Raw genomic sequence first — 22,379 nt, forward strand, 5'->3', positions numbered from 1 at the left:
CTATGGCTGCTGTGGACACTGAAAAACCCTTGGCGTGCTTACCAAAATGTGACAGCGGCCAGGTTCTTACCGGATGGTGACGGACCGCCGCGAACGGTCGACGGACCAGGGCCGCCGGGCTTACCGTGCGCTGGTGGTCGACGTCCTGCCGCGCAAATCCGTGGTGTCCCGGGGTGATCTGGTCGCCGTCGGTGTCGCGGCGGTACTGGTCGCGCTCGGCACCGCGCTCGGGCTGTACTTCAACCGCCCCGGCTCCGGGGTGGTCATCTTCGCGTTCGCGCCGCCGCTCTACGGTGACTGGCTGCCGCGCGTCGGTCCCGGTTCGCTGTTCGCGGTGCTGATCGCCGCGGCCGTGGTGATGTGGGGCCCGTCACTGGCCGAACGGCTTTCGTGGCGTCCACTGCTCGCGCTCGGTTACGGCGTGACGGTCTGCTGGACGATGGCGCTCGCGTTGATCGACGGTTTCCGCACCGGCTTCGCCGGGCGGCTCGAAAGCGATCACGAGTACCTGCGCGAGGTCCCCGGCATCACCGACATCCCGCTGATGTTGCGCGAGTTCAGCTCCCGCATTCTCGACTTCCAGCCGGACTCGTGGACCACCCACGTGTCCGGTCATCCGCCCGGCGCCACGCTGGTCTTCGTCTGGCTCGACCGGCTCGGCCTCGGCGGCGGGACCTGGGCCGCAATCGTTTGCGTCCTGGTCGGCTGCCTGTTCGCGGTGGCCATTCCGGTGACCGTTTCCGCACTCGGGCGCCCCGAGGCGGGGCGCGCGATGGTGCCGTTCGCGGCGCTGTTCCCCGGCGCGATCTGGGTCGGCGTCTCGGCCGACGGCCTGTTCGCCGGGGTCACCGCGACCGGTATCGCACTGCTCGCGCTGGCCCGTCTGCGCCCGCTGCTCGCGTTGCCCGCCGGCGTGGTGCTCGGGTTCGGGATCTTCCTGTCGTACGGCTTGGTGCTGCTCGGCCTGATCGCACTGGCAGTGGTCCGCGGCTGGCGGACGTTCGCGCTGGCGCTGACCGGAGCGCTGGCCGTGGTGCTGGTGTTCTGGCTCGCCGGATTCTGGTGGCTGGACGGGTACCACCTGGTCGTCGAGCGGTACTACCAGGGAATCGCGACCGAACGGCCGTACGCCTACTGGGTCTGGGCGAACCTCGCGTGCCTGGCCATCGCGGCGGGACCCGCGCTGGTCGCCGGGGTGCGGCGCACGATCGCCGGTCGCTGGTCGGATCCGGTGGTGCTGCTCGGGCTGGCGGCACTGCTGGTGGTCGGGTTCGCGGATCTTTCCGGGCTTTCGAAGGCCGAAACCGAGCGGATCTGGCTACCGTTCGCGGTGTGGCTGCTGCCCGCGGCGGCGCTGCTGCCCGCACCCGGCAGGCGCTGGTGGCTGGCCGCGCAGGCGGCGACCGCGCTCGTGGTGAACCATTTGGTCTTCACGTACTGGTAGGAGCGGGAATGACGCAGGAGAGCGGGCGGGTGCTCGTGGTCGACGACGACGAGACCGTGCGCGACGTGGTGCGCCGGTATCTGGAGGTCGCCGGGTTCACCGTCGAGGTCGCGGGCACCGGCGAGGAGGGCCTCCGGCTGTTCGCCGAGCGGACGCCCGACCTGGTGGTGCTCGACGTGATGATGCCGGGCATCAGCGGGCTGGAGGTGTGCCGCCGGCTGCGGCAGACCAGCCAGGTGCCGGTGGTGCTGCTGACCGCGCTCGGCGAGGAGGAGAACCGGATCGCCGGGCTCGAACTCGGCGCCGACGACTACGTGACCAAGCCGTTCAGCCCGCGTGAACTGGCGTTGCGGGTGATCTCGGTGCTGCGCCGGGCGCGCCTGCCGAGCCGTCCCGCCGCTCCGGCCGAGGAACTGCGCGACGGCGACCTGGTGCTGCGGACCACCGCGCGCGACGCCACGCTCGGCGGGGTCGTCCTGCCGCTGACCGCGCGCGAGTTCGACCTGCTGGCGTTCTTCCTGAGCCATCCCGGCACCGCCTTCTCCCGCACCGACCTGCTGGAGAAGGTCTGGGGCTGGGACTTCGGCGACCAGTCGACGGTGACCGTCCACGTGCGACGGTTGCGCGAGAAGATCGAGCCCCGGCCGGCGAAACCCGTGCGCGTGGCCACGGTGTGGGGCGTCGGCTACCGCTACGACCCGGTGGCGAAATGATCGAGTCGGACGAGTCCTTCGGCGCGATGCTCACGCACGCGTGGCACATCCTGCCGTTCGCGCTGCTGTTCGCGCTGCCGGTGGCGGTGCTGGGCGGGCTGGTGCTGTACCGGCTGCGGCACGGTTCGCTGGCCACCACGCTGACCGTGCTGGTGGTGATCCCGCTGGTCGCCACGCTGACCGGGGTGCTCGGTGTCAGCGGGTTCATGTTCAACTCGACGCTGACCACCATGGTGCTGGTGTGCCTGCTGGTCGCGCTGGTGGTGGTGCCCTGCGCGATCGTGTTCGGGCGGGCCATCGCGCGGCGCAGTGTCTGGGAGCGCGAGGCACGTGAACGCGAGCGCGCGGCCGAGGCGTCGCGCCGGGAACTGGTCGCCTGGATCAGCCACGACCTGCGCAGCCCGCTGGCCGGTATTCGCGCGATGGCCGAGGCGCTGGCGGACGGCGTGGTCTCCGAGCCGGCCGAGGTCGCCGGGTACGCGCAGCGCATCGGCGGCGAGAGCACCCGGTTGTCGGGCATGGTGGACGACCTGTTCGAGCTGTCCAGGATCACCGCGGGCGCGCTGCGGCTGACCATGTCCGCGGTGCCGCTGCAGGACGTCGTCAGCGACACGATCGCCGCGCAGAGCCCGGTGGCGCACCGGAAGCGCGTGCGCGTGGAGGCGTACGCGCAGGCGTCACCGGTGGTCAGCGGCAGCGACCCGGAACTGGCGCGGATCGTGCGGAACCTGGTGTCGAACGCGATCCGGCACACCCCGCCGGACGGCACGGTCGCGGTGCAGATCGGCGTGGCCGGCACGGAGGCGCTGATCGCCGTGGACGATGGGTGCGGCGGCATTCCCGAGGACGAGATCGGCCGGGTCTTCGATGTCGCCTTCCGCGGCACGCGTGCCCGCACACCCGAACGCGACGGCGCCGGCGGCGGGCTCGGGCTGGCCATCGCGAAGGGCCTGGTGGAGGCACACAAGGGCCGGATCCTGGTGCGCAACCACGGCCCCGGCTGCCGGTTCGAGGTGCACCTGCCGCTGGCCTAGCGGACTTCGGCTCTGAGACCGTCCCGTGGTCACATGGCGGCGGGGCCACAACTCCGGCAGGCGGTGCGTGACGTACGGGCTGTACAGCAGCAGAGCGCCGTTGAGGTACGGCCTTTCGTGATCCGGCGGCGATCAGCGTGACCATCCGGTCGCGGATCTCCAGATCGCTCAGCTGCTCGCCGCCGCCATGCCGTTCGAGATTACCGCCGCGCACCCCGCAGCGGGGCGGTCGCGAAGGCCGTGACGCCTTCCCGGAAACCGACGCGGGCGGTGAAGCCGAGCAGCTTCTCGGCCAGCGCCGGGTCGGCGACCACGTGCCGGACGTCGGCCGGGCGCGCTCCGCCGACGATCCGCGGTTCCGGGCCGCCGCACGCGCGGGCCAGTTCGGTGGCCATGTCGCCGACGGTGTGGGGCACCCCGGAGCAGACGTTGACCGCGGTGATCTCCTCGGGCGGCTCGGTGTCCAGTGCGTTGACGTTGGCCCGCGCGATGTCGTCGACGTGCACGAAGTCGCGCCGCTGGCGCCCGTCCTCGAGCACGGTCGGGGCCTCGCCGCGTTCGAGCGCCGAGCGGAACAGCGAGGCGACGCCGGCGTACGGGGTGTTCTGCGGCATCCGCGGGCCGTAGACGTTGTGGTAGCGCAGGGCCCAGACCTGGCCGCCGGTCTGGCGGGCCCAGGCGCCGGCGAGGTGTTCCTGGGCGAGCTTGGTGGCGGCGTACGTGCTGCGGGGGTTCAGCGGGGCGTCCTCGGGCACCAGCCGGGATTCGAGCTGCTCGCCGCACCGGGGGCAGCGCGGCTCGAACCTGCCTTCGTCCACATCGGACTGCCTGCGCGGCGCGGGGGCGGTGATGCCGTGTTCGGCGCAGGCGTAGCGGCCCTCGCCGTAGACGACCATGGAGGAGGCGAGCACCAGTTTGCCGATGCCCGCTCGGTGCATGGCGGCCAGCAGTACGGCGGTGCCGTAGTCGTTGTTCCAGGCGTAGGCGGGCGCGTCGGACGGGTCGATCCCGTGGCCGACGATCGCCGCCTGGTGGCAGACGGCGTCGATTCCATCGAGCTGCTCGGCGCGCAGGTCGGTGACGTCGCCGCGGATGAACTCGTGGTCGCGCGTGTATTCGGGGGCGTCGTCGTGTTCGGGGTCGTCGTGCGCGGTCGGCGTCAGGCTGTCGAGCAGGACGGGCTCGTCGCCCCTGGCGGTCAGCTGATCGGCGATGTGGGAGCCGATGAACCCGGCCCCGCCGGTGATGAGTACTCGCACCCCGATCACGCTAGGGCGGCCGGGGGGTCCGGCGGCAGCGTCGCGGTGGTGCCGTCAGCCTTCCGTCACATTTGGACGCCCCTGACCTGGGAAACCTGCTTTTGCCCGCAGAAGCAGGTTCGGACATCGAGGACATTTCGCGACGGCCCGGCCGGGCGGGGACGCGCGCTGATCGTCCGGCGCCGGTTCGCGCTACGGTGGGCACATGGAACGCAGTGCACAACGGCTGGGCCGTGCCCTCGTGGTGATCGTGGACGACCGTGCCGCCCACGGCGAGGTCGATGACACCGCTGGTCCGCTGGTCACGGAGTTGCTGGAAGAGGCGGGCTTCATCGTCGACGGCACCGTGGTGGTGCACGCCGACACCGTCGCCATCCGGAACGCGCTGAACACGGCCGTGATCGGCGGGGCGGACCTGGTGGTCACCGTCGGCGGGACAGGCGTGTCGCCGCGCGATGTCACCCCGGACGCGACGGCCGGTGTGCTGGACCGCCCGATCCCGGGGATCGGCGAGGCTCTGCGTTCCTCCGGCCTGGCCGCGGGCGCGGTCGACGCGGGTATCTCGCGGGGTCTGGTCGGGGTGTCGGGGAGCACGCTGGTGGTCAACCTGGCGGGCTCGAGGGCCGCCGTACGCGACGGCATGGCGACGCTCTCGGCACTCGTGCCCTACGTGATCGACGAGCTGTCCGGCCTGAACGAGTCCTGATGTCCGAGCCCGCTGAGCCTGAGCGCCGCCGCCGCTTGGAGGAGGTCTTCGGGGACGTGCTCCCGGAAACCACCTCGGACGAACGCCCGCAGGAACCCAGCGGGGACACGGACTCCTGGTACTACGAAAACCGCCCACCCCACCACGACCGCTGACACTTCGGATCGCCTGCTCCCGCCCACTGCGGAGCAGGCGATTCTCTTTTGCGGACCAGTGCGGCCATTGCCCGGTGGGTTCGAGGGCTGGGTGTGAACCTCGCGCCTTGGATGCGCGGTTCGGCCGCGCGACCGTGGCCGCAGTCTTGTGCCTCCGCCGCGCGGGCCGGGGCTCGGTCACGAGGGCTGGTGGCCGTGCGACCGCGCGACCGCCGGGCTGAGCCGTGGCGGTGGGGCTCAGTCGTGGGGCTTGGCGGCGGTCGTGTCTGTGGCGGGGCTTGTGTCTCACCGCGCGGGCTGGTGGCTCGGCCGTGCGACTGCGCGACAGCTGGGGAAGCCATGGCTGAGGTTCAGCCGTGGTCGTTGTCGTGTAAAGGTGCGACTCAGTCGTCCCAGGGTGGGCTCGGCAGCGCCAGAGGTGGGCTCGGTCGCGCCAGGTGTGAGGCTCGGTCGCGCCGGGGTGCGACTTGGCCGTGTTGGGTGGGGAGTGGCCGCGTGGGGGTGGGATTGGCCGTGCGGGGAAGGGGAATGGCTGGGGTCAGGGGCGCGGGGTGCGGTGGGAAGGGGCGTCGTCGGTTTGCTGCTGTTGGCGCAGCAGGTCCCGGATTTCCTTGAGCAGTTCGACATCGGTGGGCTCGGCCGGGCCGGTTTCCTTGCCCCGCTTGCGGCGCTCCTGCACCTTTTGCAGCGGCAGCACGAACAGGAAGTAGACCACCGCGGCGACGACCAGGAAGTTGATCGCGGCGTTGATCACGCCGCCGAGGTCCATGAAGGTGCCCTGGTTGCCGGAGAAGATGTAGAAACCCAGGCCCTGCGCGGCATCCGAACCGCCGATGGCGTTGATCAGCGGTTTGATCAGGCCGGTGGTGAAGGCGGTGACGATCGCGGTGAACGCCGTGCCGATGACGACCGCAACGGCCAGCTCGACGACGTTGCCGCGCATCAAGAAGTCCTTGAAGCCTTTGAGCACGGGGGGTTTCTCCTTTCCAGCAGGGACAAAAAACGCTACCGGAGCGTAACGGTTACCGGCTGGTCCAGCGCGGCGGAGGCGAGTGGCGTGGCGGCCTCCGACGGCACGGCGACCAGTACGAGCGGGCCTTTCGCCGAACTCGGCCGCGACTTGCTCTCACCCGCGGAGGTGACCACGGTGACCACGGTCACCGCTGACGCGAGCTGCCGGTGCTGGTGCGCGTCCGCGGCGACCACGTCCACCCGCGTGCCGGGGTGCAGGAGTTCGGCGACGTCCGGATCGGCCAGCCGGATGGGCACGGTGGACGTACCGGGCGGACCGTGCGCGGGGGACACCAGGCGCACATCGGTCAACGGCTCGCCCGCCCTGGCCGCGCCGGCGAGCATGCGTTCAGCGCGCTGCCCGGACAACGCACCCGCCGGGCGCAGCTCGACCGGAATGTGGATGACTTTCGTGTCAGCCGGGGTGAGCAGGGTGCCCGCGCTCAGATCGCGGGCGGCGACCAGTGTGGGCTCGCCGGACGGCCCCGGCGGGAACAGCACGGGGCCCAGCGCCAGCGCGATCGCGGTCAGTGCCAGCAGCGCGGCCAGCGTCTTGCGCGTGCGGCGACTGCTGACCAGCGCGTTCAGCCGGGCGAACAGGTCTTCGAAGAGTTGCACGATGCCCCCGTGGTCGGTGGGGGATCGGCTTGGTGATCCCCCGCGCTTTGGACGTTAGGGCGCGGGGGATGGGGTGAGCCAGCGGTGGTCGAGGCACCTGTGGACAAGTGGGTGCCTGTGGACAACTCGGTGGATCAGGAAGCGGCGGCGGTCTTCGTCGTGGTAGATGAAGAGGAGGACGAAGAAGACGACGACGCCGAGGAGGTGGTCGACGAAGACGAAGAGGACGAGCTGGACGTGTCGCTCTTGCTCGAGTCGCTCTTGGCCGAGGTCTCCGCGGGCTTCGTGCCGGACTTGCTCGAGGACTTCGAGTCGGAGCGCGAGTCGTTGCGGTAGAAGCCGCTGCCCTTGAAGATCACGCCGACCGCACCGTAGAGCTTGCGCAGCGGGCCGGTGCACTGCGGGCACTCGGTCAAGCTGTCGTCGGAAAACGACTGAACCGCCTCGAAGCGGTGGTCGCACTCCTTGCAGGCGTACTGGTACGTGGGCACAGCTGCTCCTTCGGGCATTGGCACTCGGGACTCAAGAGTGCTAACCCAATTGTGCTTCAGATCATTCCTCCAGCGCAAACCAGTGTTCGTCACACCGCGTTGAGCTGGGCAGGAAGGCGGACGAGACCACGGCCGGGCAGCAGCGCGCCGGTCATCAGCGCGTCGTGCGGTTCGGCGGGCAGCCGCGGCACCAGTTCCTCGTCGCGCACGATCGCCACCAGTTCGGCGTGCGACGCGGCACCGAGCGAACGGTCGTAGAACCCGGCGCCCCGGCCCAGCCGGACGCCGTGGTGGTCCACCGCGAGCGCGGGTACCAGGACCAGCTCCGCCTGCTCGACGGCGGACGGGCCCAGCCGGTCGCCCGCGGGCTCCAGCACGCCTCGGAACCGGCCGGGAGCCAGCGACGAGGAGCCGGTGTACTCGGCCCAGTCCAGCGGGCCTGGTGCGGAAGGAACGACCGGCAGCAGCACCCGTGAACCAGCGTCCCGGAGCACGTCCAGCAGGGCCAGCGACCCCGGCTCCGAGCCGAAGGGCACGTACCCGCACACGGTCTCCGCGTGCGGGAGTTCGGCGACGAAGCGGGCCAGCGCGCCCGCCTCGGTGACCCGGCGCGCGATCGGCACGGCCGACCGCGCGGAGGTCAGCCGTTCGCGCCACTCCGCCTTGCTCAGGTGCTCATTGCCCACTGCTCGCACCTGCTCAGGTTAGGCTTTGCGCCCATGACGGGCGCCGAAATCACGCAGACGTTCCGAACCGCCATCGTGCCTGCCGCCGGGCTGGGCACACGATTCCTGCCGACCACCAAGGCCGTGCCGAAAGAGCTGCTGCCGGTGGTCAACCGGCCGGGCATCGAGCTGGTCGCCGAAGAGGCCGCCGAAGCGGGCGCGCAGCGCCTGGTGATCGTCACCTCACCGGGCAAGGAGTCGGTGGTCGACTATTTCCGCGCCGCCCCCGAGCTGGAAGAAACGCTGTCCGCCAAGGGCAAGACCGACCTGCTGGCCAAGATCCGCCGGGCGCCGGCCCTGCTCGAAGTCGACGTCGCGATCCAGAAGCAGGCGCTGGGTCTCGGCCACGCGGTCGCCCAGGCCGAGCCGAACCTGACCGATGAGGACGAAGCCGTCGCGGTGCTGCTGCCGGACGACCTCGTGCTGCCGACCGGGGTGCTCTCCAGGATGTCCGCGGTGCGGGCCGAGAAGGGCGGCAGCGTGCTGTGCGCCTTCGACATCCCGCGCGAGCAGATCTCCCCCTATGGGGTGTTCGACGTGACCGACACGGAGGACCCCGATGTGAAGCGCGTGCACGGCATGGTGGAGAAGCCGAAGCCGGAGGACGCCCCGTCCACCTACGCCGCGGCCGGGCGATACCTGCTGGACAGGGCCATATTCGATGCGCTGCGCCGGATCACCCCCGGCTCCGGCGGGGAGCTCCAGCTGACCGACGCGGTCGCGTTGCTGATCTCCGAGGGCCACCCGGTTCATGTGGTGGTCCACCGCGGTGGCAGGCACGATCTCGGGAACCCCGGCGGTTTCCTGCGGGCAGCCGTCGACTTCGCGCTCGACGACCCCGAGTACGGGCCGTCGCTGCGCACCTGGCTGACCGAACGAATCGAGAACGCGAGCCGATGACCGCCCCAGACGCGCCTGACGTCCCCGACGCGCCGACCCCTGCCGCGCCCGCGGAGGGCGTCGCGGAGGAACTCGCCGAGTTCCGCTCCGTGGACGCCCAGATCGCCCTCGCACTGGAGGCCGCGGTCCGTCCGCGGCCGGTGCGGGTGGCGATTTCGGAGGCGCAGGGACTGTTGTGTGCCGAGGAGGTCGTCGCCGAGCACGCGCTGCCCGGTTTCGACCAGGCGGCCGTCGACGGGTACGCGGTGCGCAGCGTGGACGTGCGCACGGCCGGGCAGGAACCGGTGCAGCTGCCGGTGGTCGGTGAGATCCCGGCCGGTTCGCGGCAGCCGCGCCGGTTGCAGCCCGGCCAGGCCGTGCGCGTGGCGACCGGCGCGCCGCTGCCCACGCTCGCCGACGCCGTGGTGCCGACCGCCTACACCGACGGCCACAACGCCAAGGTGACCGTGCACAAGCCGGTGCCGTCGGCCGGGTACGTCCGGCGGACCGGCGAGGACGTGCAGATCGGGGACGTCGCGGTGCGCCAGGGCGACACCATCGGCTCGGCGCAGGTCGGCCTGCTCGCCGCGGTGGGCAAGGCCAAGGTGCTGGTCTACCCGCGCCCGCGGGTGTCCATTGTGTCCGTCGGCGACGAACTGGTGGACATCGATCGCACGCCGTCGGTCGGCCAGGTCTACGACGTGAACTCGTACGCGCTGGCGGCCGCGGCCCGCGACGCCGGGGCCGAGGTGAGCCGGGTCGGGATCGTGGCGAGCGACCCGAAGCGGCTGCGCGAGGTGGTCGAGGGCAGGCTGCTGATGTCCGAAGTGGTCGTCGTGGCAGGTGGGGCCGGCGGCAGCTCGGGCGACGAGGTGCACGCGGCGCTGTCCGAACTGGGCCGGATCGACATGACGCGGGTCGCCATGCACCCCGGCTCGGTGCAGGGCTTCGGCAGGCTCGGCCCGGACGCGGTGCCGACCTTCCTGATCCCCGGGAACCCGATGAGCGCGCTGGTGGTCTTCGAGGTGCTGGTGCGCCCGCTGATCCGCGCGGCGCGCGGCACGCGGAACCCGCACCGCCGCATGGTCGGCGCGCGCCTGCTGTCGCCGATCACCTCCACCAAGGGACGGAAGGGCTTCCTGCGCGGGCAACTGCTGCGGGACGAAGGCAACGGCGAGTACCTGGTGCAGCCGCTCGGGACCTCCGGCGCGCACCTGCTGGCCTCGCTGGCGGAGGCGAACTGCTTGATCAACATCGACGAGGACCTCACCGAGGTGGCCGCGGGTGACGAGGTCAAGGTGACTTTCCTGGCGCAGCGCGGCTGACCCGGGTGTCGCAGGTCTACGGCGTCGAAGGCCGGCACCCCGGCTGGCCGGCGAAGCTCGGCCCAGTTCGGGTGAAAGCCGGTCTGGTCGCCGTGCGGCCGGTGCGGTTGCGCGACGGCGGCGAGTGGAGCCGGGCGCGGCTGCGTGATCGCGCGCACCTGGAGGAGTGGGAGCCCAGCGGCACCGGCACCTGGGACGAGCGGAACTCGCTGTGGTCGTGGCCGCCGCAGTGGTCGGCGCTGCGCTCGCTGGCCCGGCGTGGCCAGTGCCTGCCGTTCACGATCACCGTGGACGGTGCGTTCGCCGGGCAGATCACCGTGGGAAATGTGATCAGAGCCTCGCTGCGGTCCGCGTGGGTCGGGTACTGGGTGTCCACTTCGGCCGTTCGGGGCGGTGTCGCCACCGCGGCTGTGGCGCTGGTGGTGGACCACGCCTTCCGCGTGGCCGGACTGCACCGCATCGAGGCGACCGTGCGGCCGGAGAACGTCGCGAGCGTCCGGGTGCTGACCAAGGCGGGGTTCCGGCAGGAGGGCCTGCTCCAGCGTTACCTCGACGTGGCGGGGGACTGGCGCGATCACCTGCTCTTCGGGATGACCGTCGAGGAAACCGGTCCGGGGCTCACCGCCCGGCTGATCGCCGCCGGACACGCTGACTACGCGTGACCTTGCGGTGCCCCGTTACCACATCGGCCTGTTTTCACCTAATTCAGTGACAAGTTCCGGAATAAGACCCGGCGAGCCTTCCGGCGATCTGTTACTCCTGTGACTAACGTGACGAACGTAGGAGTTCACGTCGGGGGAGGTGACGGGAGATGCCAAGCTCGTTGATCATCGTCGCGCTGGCCGCGGCATGGCTCGTCGTCCTCGTTCCCATGATCGCGCGCAAGCGCCAGGAGATCGCGCGCACCGCCGACTCCGCGTTGGCCGCCAGGGTCGTGCGGAGCGGGAGCACACGCCACGAGGGGCGAGAGGAGTTCGCGATGTCCGACAAGCCGCAGGCGCGCGACGACCATGACGCCGACGACGAGTTCGACGAGGTCGATGCCGAACTCGAAGACGAGGTGGACGACCTCGACGACCTCGACGACGTGGAACCCGCTCCGGTAGGCAGAGACCTGCCGCCGCTTCCGCAGCCGAGCGAAGGCGGCCGCCAGTACCGGCCGGGCCGCGGTGGTTACGACCCCGAGGCCGCGGAGATCGCGGCCAGGGCGAAGTACGCCTACCGGCAGCGCGTGGTGGTCATCCTGCTCGTGCTCGCCGTGGTCACCGCCGCACTGGCCGCGTTCCTGACGCCGCTGGTGTGGTGGGCGCACGGGGCGATCGATCTGGTGCTCGTCGGGTACCTCGCGTACCTGCGGCGGCAGGTCCGGATCGAGAACGAGATCCGGCAGCGGCGGTCGTCGCGGCTGAACGCGGGCACGCGGGTCACCCGGCGGCCGGTGCGGGACGAGGATGCGGTGGAGGCTCCGCCCGCGGCGGCCCCGCCGCGGCCGCCGCGCCGCGAGATCCCGGGCGCCGAGCGCAAGCCGTCGCCCACGTCGCGCCTGCGTCGGCACGCCGTCGTGGTCGACCCGGAGGACGAGGACCCGGCCTTCCACGAACTCGACGACCCAGGTCAGCGGTCCTTCCGCCGGGCAGCCGGCGAATAGGACCCCCCGGCTCGGGCAGCAGACAGCCACTGTTATGCTGAACGAGCTTTAAGGGGCTGTAGCGCAGTTGGTAGCGCGTCTCGTTCGCATCGAGAAGGTCAGGGGTTCGATTCCCCTCAGCTCCACAGCAGGTCAAAGGCCCTTCCTGGGTGATCCGGGAAGGGCCTTTTGCTGTCCGTACAGCAGCAAAGTACAGCAGCGGAGTCATTGCAGGCTGTCCCCGAGTTTCTTGAGCGCCGCACGCGTCGCCAACACCGGCCCGGGTACGTGCGCAGGCCACCCACGGCCAACCCTGGCTATGCACGCATCGTGCGGAGAAAGCGGGCCATGACGGCATGCCACCGCTCAGCAGGTCTGGCACGATCCCCAGCGTGACGGCGTATGCGTTTGACGAGAGTCGGCGGCTACTGCTCAGGACATGGGACACCGGGAGCGCCTGTGTCGCCGACACCGCGGCCGAATTGCCAGACTCCGTACAGCGGGGCGACGCGCTTCGTCTTGCGTCCGCATTGACAAATCTGTCGGAAACGATGTGGCGCACCTACACCCATCCCGCGAGCGCCGCGGACAGTTTGGACGTAAACACTGAGGGCCGGCGTCGGCAGGGTGAGCGCGATGCGTTCGGCTCTGTCATCGACGCGCTGCGGAAGCCCAATTTGCCTCATGGCGGGGTCTTCTTCAGTCCTACGTGCGCGTCGAAGAACCTGCTCACCGGGTTGGCCGCGTGCTCCACGATCTCGGCGATGTCGCGCTGATCGACCAGGTGGTCGCGGACGTCACGAACGAGCTCATCGCAGTCGAACAGGCGGAACGTGGTGATCTTTCCGGACGGGCCGGACAAGCGGTACTCCTGACCCGCGCTGACGCATCACCGTTGCTGGTGAACGCCGCCAATGATCTTTTCTGGCAGGCTCGCTCGGCTCCGACGGGCTATTCCAGAACGTTGACCCGACCGCCGCCGCGGTCGTGGCGGCACATTGGCTCCAGGCGGCGGCCGAGGTCGTCGCCGAACTCGCGGAGTGCGACCCCACCGAGGTCGTCATCGAAGCGGACGACATCGAAGCGCTCCCCGTCCACACGCCCACCCTGGTACTGGAACGGCTCTACGCGGGCGAGACGCCGCGCGAAGTTGTGATCGACTTGGCCACCTGACAGCCTTCAGCCCAAGATCACGCCCCTCGATCCTGCGCGCCCGGCGCCCGATCTGCTGGAAGATCTGCTTTACGGAATCCGCGGTTGCTGGTTGCTCCATCGCGAATACACCGAAATTAACGATGACGACGAAATCGACGATGTCACAGCGGGCGAGATCGAGGAACGACTCGCCGCCGAGTTCTACGAAACCGTCCGCGCAGAAGCAGAAGCGGAACAAGATCGTCTCTCGTAACGCGGCATCGAATGCGAGGTAGCCAGTAGCTGGGTGGCGGACCGGAACTCGCCCAGTGGATCATCCGGTACGCGCGGGACACCGATGACGCCCGCGCTCGCTATGACCGAAATGATCTCGGTCTTGACGTCCTCCCCTTCGCGGGCAGGAACTGTGGAAAGCCAGGGCCGACCTTCGCGGTCAATTGGTGAGCGATCTCCGTCGAAGGCTTGACCCTGCTGGAGAGCGTCTCGCGACGATGACTCTCGCCGACTGGTTCAGGGGCGGGGCGGTTGCGTTCCAGCTGCTTGCCGGCTTCAGCTCGTGGAACATAAGCGCGGGCTCAAGGGTTTGGTTCTCCACGAGAACGGTCTCCGTGCTGTGACGGAGGCATTCGCATCTTGCCGACCACGTGCGGACGGCGGTCGGGGCGGCAGTCGAAATGGATAATGGTGCGGACAAGTGGATCGAAGAGATGCCTTTTCCGCGCGATGGTTTTGGCAACGAAGGCATGACCAATGGGATATCGCTGGGCATGACCTTCCCGCACCTCGGAAGACCGCAGCCCGAAACAACGTTAGGTTTGCAGTCCGTGGGCCGTTCGAAGACGAACCGGTCACCGAGTTCGTACACCGTCGCGGTGGGCTGGTAGTCGGCGATCAAAGTCTTTAGCGAGTGACGTACTCCGCTAGGTGTTTGCCGGTGACGGTGACCGGGTTGGTGACGAGGTCGGCGGGGGTGCCTTGGTAGATGATGCGGCCGCCGTCGTGGCCGGGGCCGGGGCCGAGGTCGATGAGCCAGTCGGCGTGGGCCATGACGGCTTGGTGGTGTTCGATGATGATGACGGATTTGCCGGTGTCGACGAGGCGGTCGAGTAGGGCGAGTAGTTGTTCGACGTCGGCGAGGTGGAGGCCGGTGGTGGGTTCGTCGAGGATGTAGGTGCCGCCGGTGTCGGCCATGTGGGTGGCGAGTTTGAGGCGTTGGCGTTCGCCGCCGGAGAGGGTGGTGAGGGGTTGGCCGAGTTTGAGGTAGCCGAGGCCGACGTCGGTGAGGCGGGTGAGGATGGTGTGGGCGGCGGGGGTGCGGGCCTCGCCTTCGCCGAAGAACGTACAAGCTTCGGCGGCGGACATGGCGAGGACTTCGCTGATGTCGCGGCCGGCGAGGTGGTAGTCGAGGACGGCGGGTTGGAAGCGTTTGCCGTCGCATTCTTCGCAGGTGGTGGTGATGCTGGCCATGATGCCGAGGTCGGTGTAGATGACGCCGGCGCCGTTGCAGATTTGGCAGGCGCCTTCGCTGTTGGCGCTGAAGAGGGCGGGTTTGACGTTGTTGGTTTTGGCGAAGGCTTTGCGGATGGGGTCGAGCAGGCCGGTGTAGGTGGCGGGGTTGCTGCGGCGGGAGCCGCGGATGGGGGTTTGGTCGACGGTGATGACGCCGGCGTTTGTGGGTAGTGAGCCGTGGATGAGGGAGCTTTTGCCGGAGCCGGCGACGCCGGTGATGACGCAGAGCACGCCGAGGGGGATGTCGACGTCGACGTTTTGGAGGTTGTGGGTGGTGGCGCCGCGGATTTTGAGGGTGCCGGTGGGGGTGCGGACTTGGGGTTTGAGGGTGGCGCGGTCGTCGAGGTGGCGGCCGGTGAGGGTGTCGCTCGTGCGCAGGCCGGCGAGGGGGCCTTGGTAGGTGATGGTGCCGCCGTTGCTGCCGGCGCCGGGGCCGAGGTCGATGACGTGGTCGGCGATGGCGATGGTTTCGGGTTTGTGTTCGACGACGAGCACGGTGTTGCCTTTGTCGCGCAGGCGTAGCAGCAGGTCGTTCATCTGCTGGATGTCGTGGGGGTGCAGGCCGATGGTGGGTTCGTCGAAGACGTAGGTGACATCGGTGAGTGCGGAGCCGAGGTGCCGGATGAGCTTGGTGCGCTGCGCTTCACCGCCGGAAAGGGTTCCGGCCGGGCGGTCCAGCGACAAATACCCCAGGCCGATTTCGGTGAAGGAGTCGAGGGTGTGTTGCAAGGTGGCCAGCAAAGGTGCCACAGCGGGCTTTTTCAAACCACGCACCCACTCGGCCAGGTCGCTGATTTGCATGGCGCAGACATCGGCGATGCTCTTGCCGTTGATCTTCGAAGAACGCGCGCCTTCGCTCAGCCGCGTGCCATCGCATTCCGGGCAGGTGGTGAAGGTGACCGCGCGCTCGACGAAGGCGCGGATGTGCGGCTGCATCGCCTCCTTGTCCTTGGACAGGAACGACTTCTGGATCCGCGGCACCAGGCCCTCATAGGTGATGTTCGTGTTCTCGATCTTCACCTTGGTGGGCTCTTTGTACAGAAAATCGTGCAGCTCCCGCTTGGTGTACTTGCGGATCGGCTTGTCCGCGTCGAGAAAGCCCGAAGCGGTGAAATAGCGGACCGTCCAGCCGTCGGGGTTGTAGCCGGGAACGGTGATCGCGCCCTCGGCGAGTGACTTCGACTCGTCGTAGAGCTGGGTCAGGTCGATGTCGTTGACGTTGCCACGGCCTTCGCAGCGCGGGCACATGCCGCCGGTCTGGTTGAAGGTGGCCTTCACCGTCTTCTTGTTGCCGCGTTCGATGGTGATGGCGCCGCTGGCCTTCACCGACGGCACGTTGAACGAATACGCGTTGGGCGAACCGATGTGCGGCTTGCCCAACCGGCTGAACAGGATGCGCAGCAAGGCATTCGCGTCGGTCGCGGTGCCCACAGTGGACCGTGGGTTGGCGCCCATCCGCTCCTGGTCGACGATGATCGCGGTGGTCAGCCCCTCCAGCAGGTCGGCCTCCGGACGCGCCAGCGTCGGCATGAAGCCCTGCACAAAAGCGCTGTAGGTCTCGTTGATCATCCGCTGCGACTCCGCGGCGATCGTGCTGAACACCAGGGAACTCTTGCCGGACCCCGAAACCCCGGTGAACACCGTCAGCCGGCGCTTCGGGATCTCGACCGTGACGTCGCGCAGGTTGTTCACCCGCGCACCGTGCACGCGGATCAGATCGTGGCTGTCGGCAGGGTGCGGCGACGGCTGGTCCGTCCTCGTGCTCATCCGTGTCTCCATCTGCGGGATCTAGTGTGCGAGTTGAACTTTCCACCGGTAGTCGTCCGGGGCGGTGAACTCCCCGTCGGCATCGGTGATCCGGCCGCCCGCGGACTCCGCCGCAGCGCCCGCGTCCTTGGCCAGGGCCGCCCGGTTCATCAGGCCCGGCCTCGGCCTGCCCGGCGTCAGCTGGAAGTCGATGAACTTGGCGCCGTAGTCCCGATCCACCTTCATGCCCAGCGCCTCGTAGAAGACCTTGGACGCCTTCGGGTCCGCGACGCCGAGAATGGCCACCAGCTCGGTCGGCACCGGCGGGTTCGCGGCCGGGCCGGTGTCCTTCCTGGGCGGTGCGGTCACCTTCCAGACCGAGCCGTCCGGTGCCTGGCAGGTCGCGGCGAACCCGGCGAACAGCGACTTCTTCGCCGGCTTGAGCACCTTCGCGCCGTGACGGATCGCAGTGGCCAACACGGCTTCGACCTCGCTCGGCTGGGCGACGACGTAGGTCAGGACGCACAGCCCGTCACCGGTACCCGGGGTTTCCACGACGACCTGATCGGACAACCGCAGGTCGTCGTGGAACCCTCGCGGCACGTCCACTTCGACCGCGTCGAGGGTGAGCATGGTCAGCCCAGCTCCTGGATGCGGATCATGTTGCCCGCCGGGTCGCGGAAGGCGCAGTCGCGCACCCCGTACGGCTGATCGGTCGGTTCCTGCACCACGTCGGCGTCCCCGGCCTGCAACCGGGTGAAGACCTCGTCGAGGTTCCGGGTGGACAGGTTGATGCCGCCGTAGGTGCCCTTGGCCATCATCTCGGTGATGGTGCGGCGTTCGTCCTCGGTGATGCCGGGGTCGGCGGCGGGCGGGTGCAGCACGATGGAGGTGCCGGGCTGGCCGACCGGGCCGACGGTGATCCAGCGCATCCCCTCGTAGCCGACGTCGTTGCGGACTTCGAAGCCGAGCGTGTCGCGGTAGAAGGCCAGCGCGGCGTCCGGGTCGTCGTGCGGGAGGAAGCTCGAATGAATGGTGAGGTCCATGGCCGTCACGCTAGGTGAGGCTGCCGGCGGGCGCTTCTCGATTCCTGATCGGTCTGGTCACCTGCTTGGACACACACGACGGCAGCCCGGCGGTGGCCCGCTCGGCCTCGCGCCGGTACACGCTGGGTGGCATTCCGACCAGTTCGGCGAAGCGGCTGCTGAAGGTGCCCAGCGAGGAGCAGCCGACCTCGAAGCAGACCTCGGTGACGCTGAGATCACCGCGTCGCAGCAGGGCCATCGCCCGTTCGATGCGCCGGGTCATCAGATAGGCGTACGGCGACTCACCGTAGGCGGCGCGGAACTGGCGGCTGAGGTGCCCGGCCGACATGTTGACCCCACGCGCCAGCGCCTCGACGTCCAGCGGCTGCGCGTACTCGCGGTCGATGCGGTCGCGGACGCGACGCAGCCGCGCGAGATCGCGCAGGTGCTGCGTCGCCGCGGGTCTGCTACTGCTCACCTGCGAAATCGTGCCATATCGGGCGCGCCGGTGGCGGGTTCGACGGGAAAGGACACGTGCTGGTGGACCATCCGCCACCGACCGTCACGGCGTTCGAAGACCCGCGTGCCCCGCGACCGGCTCTCGGCGAAGGTGCCGTCCGGCTGCTCGGCCCGCATGTGGTTGATGCCCCAGGCCACCGCGAGGTTGTCGCCGGTCAGCACGCGCAGCTCCGGCACGTGCCATTCGACCTTCCCGGTGCTCTGCTCCAGCCCCGCCCGGCACACTTCGCGGACCGCCGAGAGCCCGGTCACCTGAGACTCGTGTTCGTACGACACCACGTCGTCGGCGATGTGGCTCATCATGCCGTCGAGGCCCTTGCGCGCGGTCCCGTCGAACCATTCCTCGTGAATCGCGCGGACCCGCTGCTCCCCGTCCACGACCAGCGGGAACGAGTGGTGCTCGTGCGCGATCAGCCAGCGCCCGTCCTCCTTGCGCAGGCCGAAGCTGATCCGGAGCCGCTGGTCACCGATCTCCGCCGGCTTGCCGCAGCGCAGCAGGGCGAAGGCGAACGCCACGTCCGCGCCCGCGGTGACCTCCAGCGAGACCAGTTCGAAAATCGCGCCGCTCGCCAGCCATTCGAAGAACGGCGGCCAGGTCTCGCGGTAGGCCTCGATGCCGCGCACCCCGTCCTGCGGCTCCGGCACATCGAACATGACCACGTCGTCGGTGTGCTCCGCGAGCACGCCGTCCAGGTCGGCCTTGTTCACCCCCGTCACCCACTGCTCGATCAGGGTCCGGATCCGTTCCTGGTCGTTCATCGCTGAAATCCTTTCGCCGAGTGCTTGCTCCCCTGTAACCCGGCGACTCGCGCGAACTCATCGCGCGACGGTGAGAACTTTCCCGATCGTCTTTTCGTCCGGCGTGGCGAGCAGGACGGCGTGGGCGAGATTCGCCCGCGAAATCCGCATGCCGCCGCGCACGCCGGTGTCGACCGCTGTCCGGTACGGCCCGCGCGGGCCTTCGGTGAGCATGGGCGGGCGGATGATCGTCCAGTCGAGAGCGCCGGCGCGGACCAGTTCCTCCATCCGGCGCATGTCGGCGAACGGGTTCCGCAGCATCCGCTGCACGATCGGCTTGACCAGCACGCGGGTGAGCGGGCCGTCGTTGTCCTTGGCCAGGCCGGCGGCGCTGACCACGACCAGCCGCCGGGTGCCCGCCGCGGTCATCGCGCGCATGATGCTGCTCGCGCCGTCGGCGCAGACGGTGGTCGGGCCGCGGCCGTTCCGGGTGCCCAGTGCCGAGATCACCGCGTCGGCGCCGGACACCGCGGGCTCGATCGCGGCGGGGTCCATGGTGTCGGCTTCGACCACGGTCAGTTCGGCTCTGCGCAGCTTCGACGGGTCCCTGACCACGGCCGTGACCTGGTGCCCGGCCGCGAGGGCCTGCTCGACGACGTGCTGCCCGGTGGCGCCGGTGGCACCGAAAAGGGTGATCTTCATGGTCCCTCCAGGTTGGTGAGTGCTCACTAACCGCTATAGTGGGTGAGCACTCACTTACTTGTCAACCGTGCACCAGGAGGCGCCTTGACCACGCGGGACCGGATCCTCGACGCGGCCGCGCAGGTGATGCGCACCCACGGGCTCGCCAAAGCCACCACCAAGGAGATCGCGAAGGCGGCCGGTTTCTCGGAAGCCGCGCTGTACAAGCACTTCCGCGACAAGACCGACCTGTTCCTCGCCGTGCTGGAGGAGCGGATGCCGACCGGGCTCGGCATCCTGATCGGCGGCCTGCCCCAGCGCGTCGGCGGGGATCCGGTCGAGGAGGTGCTGACCGAGTTCGCCTACGCCGCGATCGCCTTCTACGGACGGACCTTCCCGATCGCCGCCTCGCTGTTCTCCGATCCGCACCTGCTGACCGCGCACCGCGAAGTGGTGCACGACCGCGGCAAGGGCCCGCGTCACGTCGGCGACATGCTCACCGACTACCTCGAAGCCGAGCAGCGCCTCGGCCGGATCAGCGTGAAGGCCGACCCGCGCGCGGCGGCGGACCTGCTGCTCGGTGCCTGCCTGCAACAGGGCTTCCTGAGCAATTTCGACCAGCAGCACGAGGACGAACCCACCCGGCGGAAACTCGCCGAGACCTGGGTGCGCACCTTGCTCGACGGTCTGGGGCTTCTCGAGCGCGCGTAGAGCACCGTCCGTGACGCTGCCTGCATGCGAAAGATTGTTGCGAGCCTCTTCATCTCGCTGGACGGGGTGGTCGAGGCACCGGAGACCTGGCAGGGACCGTTCTTCGACGACCGGATGGGGGAGGTCACCGGCTCGCGCTTCACCGAGGCCGGCGCGCTCCTGCTCGGCCGCAAGACCTACGAGATCTTCGCCGGCCACTGGCCGAACGAGACCGAGGACGCGCTGGCCGGCGTGCTGAACAGCGTGCCGAAGCTGGTCCTGTCCACCACGCTGACCTCGGTCGACTGGACGCCGTCGACGCTGCTCAACGAGGACGCGGCGGCCAAGCTGGCCGAGGAGAAGGCACGCGACGGCGGGGACATCCTGGTCTCCGGCAGCGTCAGCGTGGTCCGCTGGCTGCTGGCCGAGGGCCTGCTCGACGAGCTGGAGCTGCTGGTCCACCCGACCGTGCTGGGCAAGGGCGAGCGCCTGTTCGACGACACCCAGGTGAACTTCGAGGTGGTCGAGTCCGAGCAGTTCCCCGGCGGTGCGGTCCGCATCATCTACCGTCCGGTGGTTCGATAGCCGGGTGAACCGGTGGTGGCCCAAGGACCCGGCGGGCGATGTGGTGCTGGCCGGGCTGGTGCTGGCGCTCGTGCTGAGCTACACCCTGGCGCAACCGGAGCCGCCGGGGTGGTTCGGGCTGGTACTGATCGTGCTCAGCTGCGGGGTGCTGGCGGTGCGCCGCCGGTACCCGGTGGCGGTCGCGGTGGCCACCATGATCGGCGTCGGGCTGTACTACCCGCTGGTCGGCGCGGGCAGTCCGGTGCTGCTGACGCTGATGCTCGCGTTGTACACGCTGTCGGCGGAGGGCCGCCTGCGCGCGGCCGCGGTGGTCGCCGGGATCACCGTGGTGGCGACGCTGGCCGGTGAGCTGGCCAGCGTCACCCGGCACGTCGACGACGTCGCGATGTTCATGCTGCTGGGCTGGATCGTCGCGATGCTGGCGCTCGGCCGGGTCAAGCGGCAGGTGGAAATCGGGCGCGAGGAAGAGGCGCGCCGCCGGGCCACCGAGGAGCGCCTGCGCATCGCGCGCGAACTGCACGACGCGCTGGGCCACCACCTTTCGCTGATCACCGTCCAGGCCGGGGCCGCGCTCCACGCGGGCGACCCCGAGCAGTCGACCGGTGCGCTGAGCGCGATCAAGGACGCGAGCAAGCAGGCACTCCAGGAGCTGCGGTCCACCCTCGGCGTGCTGCGCGCGCCGGCGGACGCCACGCCGGGGCTCGACCGCGTCGGCGAACTCCTCGAGCACGCGCGGGCGATGGGCCTGGCGGTGACCGCCGAACTCGGCGAACCGCGGCCGGTGCCGCCGGAGATCGGGCTCACCGGATACCGGATCGTGCAGGAAGCGCTGACCAACACGATCCGGCACTCCGGCGCGAGTACCGTCGTGGTGCGGATCCGGTACGGCGACGACGAGGTGCGCGTGGAGATCGAGGACAACGGTTCCGGCGGGCCGATCACCCCTGGTGGGGGCGTGCGCGGGATGCGCGAGCGGGTGCGGGCGGCCGGTGGCGAGCTGACCATGACGGCCGGCGAGTCGGGCCTGCTCGTGCGCGCTCGGCTGCCGATCGGCGGCCGCCGGTGATCCGGGTCCTGCTCGCCGACGACCAGACGCTGGTCCGCGCCGGATTCAAGTCCATTTTGGACGGAGAGCCGGACATCACCGTGGTCGGCGAGGCCGCGGACGGCCAGGCGGTGCTCGGCCTCGCCGCCGAACTCCGCCCGGACGTGGTGCTGATGGACGTCCGCATGCCGCGGCTGGACGGGCTGGCCGCGACCCGGCGGCTGCTCTCCGGTGCGCACGACGCCCCGAAGGTGATCATCCTGACCACCTTCGACCTCGACGAATACGTCTACGGCGCGTTGCGCGCGGGTGCCAGCGGATTCCTGGTCAAGGACACCGAGCCGACCGAGCTGATCCACGGCGTGCGGGTGGTCGCGCGCGGCGACGCGCTGCTCGCGCCCTCGGTCACCCGGCGGCTGATCGCCGAGTTCGCCGGGCGGGTGACCAAACCGGAGCCGAGCCCGCGGCTGAACTCGCTGACCGAACGCGAGCGCGAGGTGATGGTGCTGGTCGCGGCCGGGCTGTCGAACGACGAGATCGCCAGGCGGCTGGTGCTCAGCCCGGCCACCGCCAAGACCCACGTCAGCCGGATCATGACCAAAGTGGACGCTCGCGATCGCGCGCAGCTGGTGGTGATCGCCTACGAGTCGGCCATGGTGACACCCCGGTGGGCACAACCCGGGTAGTACGGGATCGCCC

Annotated in this window: 27 protein-coding genes and 1 tRNA gene; 16 read left to right on the top strand and 12 right to left on the bottom strand. The window is 69.6% G+C overall.

Translation table 11 applies throughout. The features are described 5' to 3' along the window. The first annotated feature begins 133 nt into the window (after positions 1-133). From YIM_RS04390 to YIM_RS04400, 3 genes are read left to right on the top strand one after another with little or no spacing between them, the layout of a single operon-like run. The gene (locus YIM_RS04390; RefSeq protein ID WP_228004550.1) at positions 134-1,444 is read left to right on the top strand and encodes a hypothetical protein; all 1,311 of its coding nucleotides are present in this window, start codon (positions 134-136) and stop codon (positions 1,442-1,444) included. A gap of 8 nt (positions 1,445-1,452) precedes the next feature. Beyond that, complete coding sequence (locus YIM_RS04395; RefSeq protein ID WP_153029107.1) at positions 1,453-2,157, top strand: response regulator transcription factor; 705 nt, start codon at positions 1,453-1,455, stop codon at positions 2,155-2,157. Next, a complete protein-coding gene (locus YIM_RS04400) occupies positions 2,154-3,191 on the top strand; it encodes a sensor histidine kinase KdpD (protein WP_153029108.1) in 1,038 nt (345 codons plus the stop codon). The genes YIM_RS04395 and YIM_RS04400 overlap by 4 nt, the downstream gene beginning before the upstream one ends. 200 nt (positions 3,192-3,391) lie before the next feature. Here the strand turns inward: YIM_RS04400 and YIM_RS04405 are convergent, their stop codons facing one another. Continuing rightward, positions 3,392-4,450 (bottom strand): NAD-dependent epimerase/dehydratase family protein, encoded by a 1,059-nt coding sequence (locus tag YIM_RS04405; RefSeq protein WP_194240038.1) that lies wholly within the window; start codon positions 4,448-4,450, stop codon positions 3,392-3,394. Between the two features lie 205 nt (positions 4,451-4,655). Between YIM_RS04405 and YIM_RS04410 the strand changes: the two genes are divergently transcribed. Continuing rightward, the gene (locus tag YIM_RS04410; RefSeq protein WP_113694574.1) at positions 4,656-5,156 is read left to right on the top strand and encodes a molybdenum cofactor biosynthesis protein B; all 501 of its coding nucleotides are present in this window, start codon (positions 4,656-4,658) and stop codon (positions 5,154-5,156) included. Further along, positions 5,156-5,311, top strand: coding sequence for a hypothetical protein (locus YIM_RS48510; RefSeq protein WP_194240039.1), 156 nt, complete (start codon positions 5,156-5,158; stop codon positions 5,309-5,311). The genes YIM_RS04410 and YIM_RS48510 overlap by 1 nt, the downstream gene beginning before the upstream one ends. A 538-nt stretch (positions 5,312-5,849) precedes the next feature. On the opposite strand, the gene mscL is transcribed toward YIM_RS48510, so the two are convergent. The 4 genes from mscL to YIM_RS04430 all read right to left on the bottom strand — a co-directional run bounded on the left by mscL (position 5,850) and on the right by YIM_RS04430 (position 8,126). Beyond that, positions 5,850-6,281, bottom strand: a complete 432-nt coding sequence (gene mscL, locus YIM_RS04415) for a large-conductance mechanosensitive channel protein MscL (protein ID WP_153029110.1) — start codon at positions 6,279-6,281, stop codon at positions 5,850-5,852. A gap of 35 nt (positions 6,282-6,316) precedes the next feature. Next, positions 6,317-6,940 (bottom strand): SAF domain-containing protein, encoded by a 624-nt coding sequence (locus tag YIM_RS04420; protein WP_194240040.1) that lies wholly within the window; start codon positions 6,938-6,940, stop codon positions 6,317-6,319. A gap of 134 nt (positions 6,941-7,074) precedes the next feature. Continuing rightward, positions 7,075-7,431, bottom strand: a complete 357-nt coding sequence (locus YIM_RS04425) for an FmdB family zinc ribbon protein (protein ID WP_153029112.1) — start codon at positions 7,429-7,431, stop codon at positions 7,075-7,077. Positions 7,432-7,520: 89 nt separating this feature from the next. Next, positions 7,521-8,126, bottom strand: a complete 606-nt coding sequence (locus YIM_RS04430; protein ID WP_153029113.1) for a 5-formyltetrahydrofolate cyclo-ligase — start codon at positions 8,124-8,126, stop codon at positions 7,521-7,523. A 24-nt stretch (positions 8,127-8,150) separates the two neighbouring features. Between YIM_RS04430 and YIM_RS04435 the strand changes: the two genes are divergently transcribed. The 5 genes from YIM_RS04435 (at position 8,151) to YIM_RS04455 (ending at position 12,133) form a co-directional block, all read left to right on the top strand. Then, positions 8,151-9,056 (top strand): UTP--glucose-1-phosphate uridylyltransferase, encoded by a 906-nt coding sequence (locus YIM_RS04435; RefSeq protein WP_153029114.1) that lies wholly within the window; start codon positions 8,151-8,153, stop codon positions 9,054-9,056. Continuing rightward, complete coding sequence (gene glp, locus YIM_RS04440; protein WP_228004551.1) at positions 9,053-10,360, top strand: gephyrin-like molybdotransferase Glp; 1,308 nt, start codon at positions 9,053-9,055, stop codon at positions 10,358-10,360. The genes YIM_RS04435 and glp overlap by 4 nt, the downstream gene beginning before the upstream one ends. Beyond that, positions 10,357-11,022: a GNAT family N-acetyltransferase gene (locus YIM_RS04445; protein WP_153029115.1), complete on the top strand. Its 666-nt coding sequence runs from the start codon at positions 10,357-10,359 to the stop codon at positions 11,020-11,022. The genes glp and YIM_RS04445 overlap by 4 nt, the downstream gene beginning before the upstream one ends. Before the next feature lie 149 nt (positions 11,023-11,171). After that, positions 11,172-12,008 carry a gephyrin-like molybdotransferase receptor GlpR gene (gene glpR / locus YIM_RS04450; RefSeq protein ID WP_153029116.1) on the top strand — a complete coding sequence of 279 codons (837 nt, stop codon included), beginning with the start codon at positions 11,172-11,174 and terminating at the stop codon, positions 12,006-12,008. 52 nt (positions 12,009-12,060) lie between these two features. Then, positions 12,061-12,133 (top strand) — tRNA-Ala (locus tag YIM_RS04455). 536 nt (positions 12,134-12,669) lie between these two features. Here YIM_RS04455 and YIM_RS48915 read toward each other — a convergent pair. Continuing rightward, positions 12,670-12,849 carry a hypothetical protein gene (locus tag YIM_RS48915; protein WP_228004552.1) on the bottom strand — a complete coding sequence of 60 codons (180 nt, stop codon included), beginning with the start codon at positions 12,847-12,849 and terminating at the stop codon, positions 12,670-12,672. A gap of 125 nt (positions 12,850-12,974) precedes the next feature. Between YIM_RS48915 and YIM_RS48920 the strand changes: the two genes are divergently transcribed. Further along, entirely contained in the window at positions 12,975-13,160 is a 186-nt protein-coding gene (locus tag YIM_RS48920) for a hypothetical protein (protein WP_228004553.1), read from the top strand. 91 nt (positions 13,161-13,251) lie between these two features. Next, positions 13,252-13,395, top strand: coding sequence for a hypothetical protein (locus YIM_RS48925; protein ID WP_228004554.1), 144 nt, complete (start codon positions 13,252-13,254; stop codon positions 13,393-13,395). 647 nt (positions 13,396-14,042) lie between these two features. Here the strand turns inward: YIM_RS48925 and YIM_RS04465 are convergent. From YIM_RS04465 to YIM_RS04490, 6 genes are read right to left on the bottom strand one after another with little or no spacing between them, the layout of a single operon-like run. After that, positions 14,043-16,418 (bottom strand): excinuclease ABC subunit UvrA, encoded by a 2,376-nt coding sequence (locus tag YIM_RS04465; protein WP_194240041.1) that lies wholly within the window; start codon positions 16,416-16,418, stop codon positions 14,043-14,045. Between the two features lie 21 nt (positions 16,419-16,439). Then, positions 16,440-17,030, bottom strand: coding sequence for a glyoxalase (locus YIM_RS04470; RefSeq protein WP_153029118.1), 591 nt, complete (start codon positions 17,028-17,030; stop codon positions 16,440-16,442). A 2-nt stretch (positions 17,031-17,032) separates the two neighbouring features. Continuing rightward, complete coding sequence (locus YIM_RS04475) at positions 17,033-17,443, bottom strand: VOC family protein (RefSeq protein ID WP_153029119.1); 411 nt, start codon at positions 17,441-17,443, stop codon at positions 17,033-17,035. Positions 17,444-17,453: 10 nt separating this feature from the next. Further along, entirely contained in the window at positions 17,454-17,900 is a 447-nt protein-coding gene (locus tag YIM_RS04480) for a helix-turn-helix transcriptional regulator (protein WP_153029120.1), read from the bottom strand. Then, entirely contained in the window at positions 17,897-18,700 is an 804-nt protein-coding gene (locus YIM_RS04485; RefSeq protein ID WP_153029121.1) for an SgcJ/EcaC family oxidoreductase, read from the bottom strand. The genes YIM_RS04480 and YIM_RS04485 overlap by 4 nt, the downstream gene beginning before the upstream one ends. 57 nt (positions 18,701-18,757) lie before the next feature. After that, entirely contained in the window at positions 18,758-19,381 is a 624-nt protein-coding gene (locus YIM_RS04490; RefSeq protein WP_153029122.1) for an NAD(P)-dependent oxidoreductase, read from the bottom strand. Between the two features lie 84 nt (positions 19,382-19,465). On the opposite strand from YIM_RS04490, the gene YIM_RS04495 reads away from it, so the two are divergent. The 4 genes from YIM_RS04495 to YIM_RS04510 are packed head-to-tail and all read left to right on the top strand — an operon-like array spanning position 19,466 to position 22,366. Further along, positions 19,466-20,071: a TetR/AcrR family transcriptional regulator gene (locus tag YIM_RS04495; protein ID WP_153029123.1), complete on the top strand. Its 606-nt coding sequence runs from the start codon at positions 19,466-19,468 to the stop codon at positions 20,069-20,071. Positions 20,072-20,095: 24 nt separating this feature from the next. Then, a complete protein-coding gene (locus YIM_RS04500; RefSeq protein ID WP_153029124.1) occupies positions 20,096-20,635 on the top strand; it encodes a dihydrofolate reductase family protein in 540 nt (179 codons plus the stop codon). A 4-nt stretch (positions 20,636-20,639) separates the two neighbouring features. Continuing rightward, the gene (locus YIM_RS04505; RefSeq protein WP_228004555.1) at positions 20,640-21,701 is read left to right on the top strand and encodes a sensor histidine kinase; all 1,062 of its coding nucleotides are present in this window, start codon (positions 20,640-20,642) and stop codon (positions 21,699-21,701) included. Continuing rightward, positions 21,698-22,366, top strand: coding sequence for a response regulator transcription factor (locus YIM_RS04510; RefSeq protein WP_153029125.1), 669 nt, complete (start codon positions 21,698-21,700; stop codon positions 22,364-22,366). Before YIM_RS04505 ends, YIM_RS04510 begins: the two co-directional genes overlap by 4 nt. The last annotated feature ends 13 nt before the right edge of the window (positions 22,367-22,379 follow it).

It is taken from the genome of Amycolatopsis sp. YIM 10, assembly GCF_009429145.1.
Taxonomy (GTDB): domain Bacteria; phylum Actinomycetota; class Actinomycetes; order Mycobacteriales; family Pseudonocardiaceae; genus Amycolatopsis.